This is a genomic window from Nocardia sp. BMG111209 (genome assembly GCF_000381925.1).
Classification (GTDB): domain Bacteria; phylum Actinomycetota; class Actinomycetes; order Mycobacteriales; family Mycobacteriaceae; genus Nocardia.
Genome location: NZ_KB907308.1, coordinates 1464936 through 1469154 on the forward strand (window position 1 = coordinate 1464936; position 4219 = coordinate 1469154).

3 protein-coding genes are annotated in these 4219 nt (G+C 71.1%); 2 read left to right on the top strand and 1 reads right to left on the bottom strand.

Annotated features, from left to right (window positions below; genetic code table 11):
- Positions 1 to 23: 23 nt before the first annotated feature.
- Positions 24 to 1316, top strand: coding sequence for a 3-phosphoshikimate 1-carboxyvinyltransferase (gene aroA / locus G361_RS0130400; protein ID WP_036495606.1), 1293 nt, complete (start codon positions 24 to 26; stop codon positions 1314 to 1316).
- Positions 1313 to 2476 carry a ribosome small subunit-dependent GTPase A gene (gene rsgA / locus G361_RS0130405; protein ID WP_026343691.1) on the top strand — a complete coding sequence of 388 codons (1164 nt, stop codon included), beginning with the start codon at positions 1313 to 1315 and terminating at the stop codon, positions 2474 to 2476. Before aroA ends, rsgA begins: the two co-directional genes overlap by 4 nt.
- 7 nt (positions 2477 to 2483) lie before the next feature.
- Here rsgA and G361_RS0130410 read toward each other — a convergent pair whose 3' ends face one another.
- Positions 2484 to 4133: a hypothetical protein gene (locus G361_RS0130410; protein ID WP_026343692.1), complete on the bottom strand. Its 1650-nt coding sequence runs from the start codon at positions 4131 to 4133 to the stop codon at positions 2484 to 2486.
- Between the last annotated feature and the right edge of the window lie 86 nt (positions 4134 to 4219).

Sequence of the window (4219 nt, forward strand, 5' to 3'; positions counted from 1 at the left end):
CGTATGGGTTGGATGACCGGTTGATGGGTAAAGATGGTGGGGTGAGTTTCTGGCCCGCCCCCCATGCCGGCAGTCCCGTTCGTGCGACCGTCACCCTGCCCGGGTCGAAGTCGATCACCAATCGGGCGCTGATCCTGGCCGCACTTGCCGATCGCCCCTCGACCATCCGCGGCGCCCTGCGCAGTCGCGACACCAACCTCATGCTCGCCGCGCTGCGATCCATGGGAGCCGGGATCGAGGGCGAGGGTGACGAACTCACCGTGACCCCGGCGACGCTCGGCAGCGCCACCGTCGACTGCGGGCTGGCGGGTACCGTGATGCGCTTCGTGCCGCCGGTGGCGGCGCTGGCGCACGGGGATGTGGCGTTCTTCGGCGACGAACAGGCCAAGCTGCGCCCGCTCGGCACCATCCTGCAGGCGCTGCGCGGGCTCGGGGTCGACATCGACGGGGATTCGCTGCCGTTCGTGGTGCACGGGACGGGCGCGGTGACCGGCGGGCAGGTGCAGATCGACGCGTCCGGATCGTCGCAGTTCGTCTCGGGCCTGCTGCTGTCGGCGGCGCGGTTCGAGCAGGGCCTGACCATCCATCACCAGGGCGCGCCGCTGCCCTCGATGCCGCATATCGAGATGACCGTGCAGATGCTGCGCCAGGCCGATGTGCGGGTCGAGGCGCCGACCGACCCGCGCGAATCGCAGATCTGGACGGTGACGCCGGGCCCGATCCACGGCGTCGACTGGGAGGTCGAGCCGGATCTGTCGAATGCGACGCCGTTCCTGGCGGCGGCCGCGGTGACCGGCGGCGAGGTCACCGTGCCGCACTGGCCGCAGCTGACCACCCAGCCCGGCGACGTGATCCGGGAGATCCTGGTGCGGATGGGTGCGGAGGCGCGCCGCGGCGACGGCAAGCTGGTGGTGCGCGGCCCGGAACGGCTGGCGGGCATCGACATCGACCTGCACGACGTGGGCGAGCTGACGCCGACGGTGGCGGCCCTTGCGGCCCTGGCGGATTCGCCGTCGCGGCTGCGCGGTATCGCGCACCTGCGCGGGCACGAGACCGATCGGCTGGCCGCGCTGGCCACCGAGATCAACCGGCTCGGCGGCAAGGTCGACGAGACCGACGACGGGCTCTACATCGAGCCGAAGGCGCTGTCCGGCGGTGACTGGCACTCCTACGCCGATCACCGGATGGCCACCGCCGGAGCGATTCTCGGGCTGGTGGTGCCGAACGTGCGGATCGAGGACATCGGTACCACGGGCAAGACGCTGCCGAATTTCGTGGAGCTCTGGGAGGGCATGCTGACGGGATCCACCTCCTGAAGCGGCGCGAGTACGACGAGTCCGACGCCCGGGTCCGCCCGGGCCGAGGCTCGCGGCCCCGCACCAAGACCCGGCCCGAACACCGGGACGCGGTGCCGGGCATGGTCGTCGCCGTCGACCGGGGGCGGTGGAGCTGTGTGCTCACGGACTCGCTCGGCGGCACCTCGGACATCGCCGATGAGCCTGTGGCCGAGGCCGACTCGGCACACGCGGGCGACACCGACCCGGCAGATGCGCCCGGCGCCGAGACGTCGGCTCACACGCTCGCGGCCGACGATGCGGATTCGGCGACCGTCTCGATTCCGGGCGTACCCGACGGCTATCGGCGGGTGGTGGCGATGCGCGCACGGGAGTTGGGGCGCACGCCGATCGTGGTCGGTGACCAGGTGGATCTGGTGGGCGACCTGTCGGGCAAGCCGGATGCCCTGGCCCGGATCGTGCGGGTGGCCGAGCGGCGAACGGTGTTGCGCCGCACCGCCGATGACACCGATCCGTTCGAGCGGGTGGTGGTCGGCAATGCCGAGCAGCTGTTCATCGTGGTGGCGCTGGCGGATCCGCCGCCACGCACCGGATTCGTGGAGCGCGCCATGGCGGCCGCGTATGCCGGTGGGCTGCAACCGATTCTGTGCCTGACCAAACACGATCTGGCGGGCGAATCCGAATTCGCCGCGGAATTCACCGATCTCGACCTCACCATCGTGCACGGCGGACGCGAGGATCCGCTGCAGCCGATCCGGGAGTTGTTGCACGACAAGCTCACCGCGCTGCTCGGCCATTCCGGGGTGGGTAAGTCGACGCTGGTGAATCGCCTGGTGCCGGACGCGGAACGAGCGGTCGGCGAGGTGTCCGGGGTGGGCAAGGGGCGGCACACCTCGACGCAGTCGGTGGCGCTGCCGCTGCCCGGGGGCGGCTGGGTGATCGACACGCCGGGGATCCGGTCCTTCGGCCTGGCGCACATCACCGCCGACGATGTCATCCACGCCTTCGCGGATCTGTCCGACGCCATCGAGGACTGCCCGCGCGGCTGTACCCATCTGGGCCCGCCGGCCGATCCGGAATGCGCGCTGGACGAATTGCCCGGGAAACAACGGCGAGTCGCGGCAGTCCGGCTGCTGCTGGCCGCGTTGAAGTCCAACGACCCCTGGATGACCGGGGGCTGAGCAACCCTCAGTCGGACGCGGTGGCAGCGCGCTGCTCCGCCACGGAGGTGAGCAGGCGGTGCAGCGCGCGGGCCGCCGGATGGGCCTGCCGCGGCTCGCCGAGTTCGACCTCCGCGAAGGCATTCACCAGGGCGGCCGCGGGATCGAGTACGCCGTCGGCGAAGCAATGATCGCCGAGTTCGCTTCGCCAGCCACGGTATTCGGTGATCATGCGCTGCACCGAATCCCGCCGCGCTCCGCTGATCCGCAGGAATTCGAGCAACAGGGTTCGCTGTGCCGCGCGCCGCGCCGGTGGTCCGGCGATCAGGTCGAGCGCACGGCCGAATTCCCGGACCACCGTCACCCGGATCGGATCGGCCTCGTGCTTGTCGCTCAATTCGGCCACCACGGGGGCACCGTGCAGCAACCGCCGCGGGTCGGCCATGCCGTCGGGATCCAGAACCAGCCACAGCGCGGGACGGTTCCCGGGCCGGTCGGCCGAGTCGATCCTCGACCGCGCACCCGGCCGTTGCGCGATCGCGATGCCCCGCAGGATGTCCGGGAACCGGGGCACCATGTGATCGATCACGGCCACCAGGTTTTCGGCCGCGTCGATCCCGATCCACCACGACTCGAAGCCTTCGATCAGCAGTCGATGCCGGGCGGCCATCTCCCGGATCAGTTCCAGCACTTCGGGATCGGGTGCTTTCTGCTTCGCGGGCCCGGCGTCGACCGGCCGTTTCCGCCGGGTGTCCCGCTCCGGGGTGTCGGATTTCCCGGGCCGGGGCGGGCGATCCTTCCGGTTCGGTGGCGACACCCGTGGCGGCTGCTCGCCTTCGATCGGACCGCCACCCGCTTTCGACCACGGAGTGCCGGTGGAATTCCGGCCGGCCGGCCCGCCGGACGACTGCGCGCCGGGCTGCGCCGCCGAGTCTTTTCCCGGGGTGGAACCGGCCCCGGCGGTCGGCGTCGAGGAGGCCGTCGGCGCGGCCTTGGCGGCACTGGGAGTCCAAGGCGCGGAAGAGGATCCGGGCGTCCCGGGTTCGGCGCCCGGCGATGCTCCCGGGCCGCCGTCGGACGGTTGCCCGGATCCCGGTTGCCCGGATCCGGGTTGCCGCGCTCCCGGTTGTTCGGCATTCGGCTGCCGGGTGTCCGGCGACTGCGCGGCCGCCGGCTGTCCCCCGGCCGCCGCCGACGGTGACGCCGAGGCCGTTCCCGGTGCCGGCGTCGTGGATCCGTATCCCGGCGCGGTCGCCGGCGGCGCGGTCGTGCCGGCGGAGTTCGAGCCGCCGACCGCTCCCGGAACCGTGGACCCCGCGGCTCGAGCCGGGCTCGTTCCCGGCGAAATCGGCACGGCTCCCGGATAATTCACGCCGGCGATCGTCGGCGCCGACGAGACATCCTGCCGGGCAAGAGCTTCCATGGCCTGCTCCGCCTGGGAGCTCAGCGACCGTAGACCGGACATCAGATTCTGCATGTTCTCGATGCCCTTTTCGGCATCCGGCACATAGGTTTCCGCGAACTTCTTCCCGGTTTCGTCGTCACCCCAGGGGGCACCCTCGGTATCCAGCTGCTGCTGCAGCGCCGAGACCGTCCGGGAGCCGTCTTCGGCCACCTGCCGCAGGCGAGCGATCGCCGCCTGCATCTCGCCCTCGTCCATCCACAGCAGGTCCGCCAACGTCGCACTCTCCTCGATCGGCTCGCTACCGTGCGGTCACCTGTGCCGATGGGAACGATTGTCCGGCATTCCCGCCGATGGGAGGC

Excerpts from the sequence above, each read along its gene's own strand:
- aroA (WP_036495606.1), top strand. The coding sequence starts at position 24 with ATGGGTAAAGATGGTGGGGTGAGTTTCTGGCCCGCCCCCCATGCCGGC.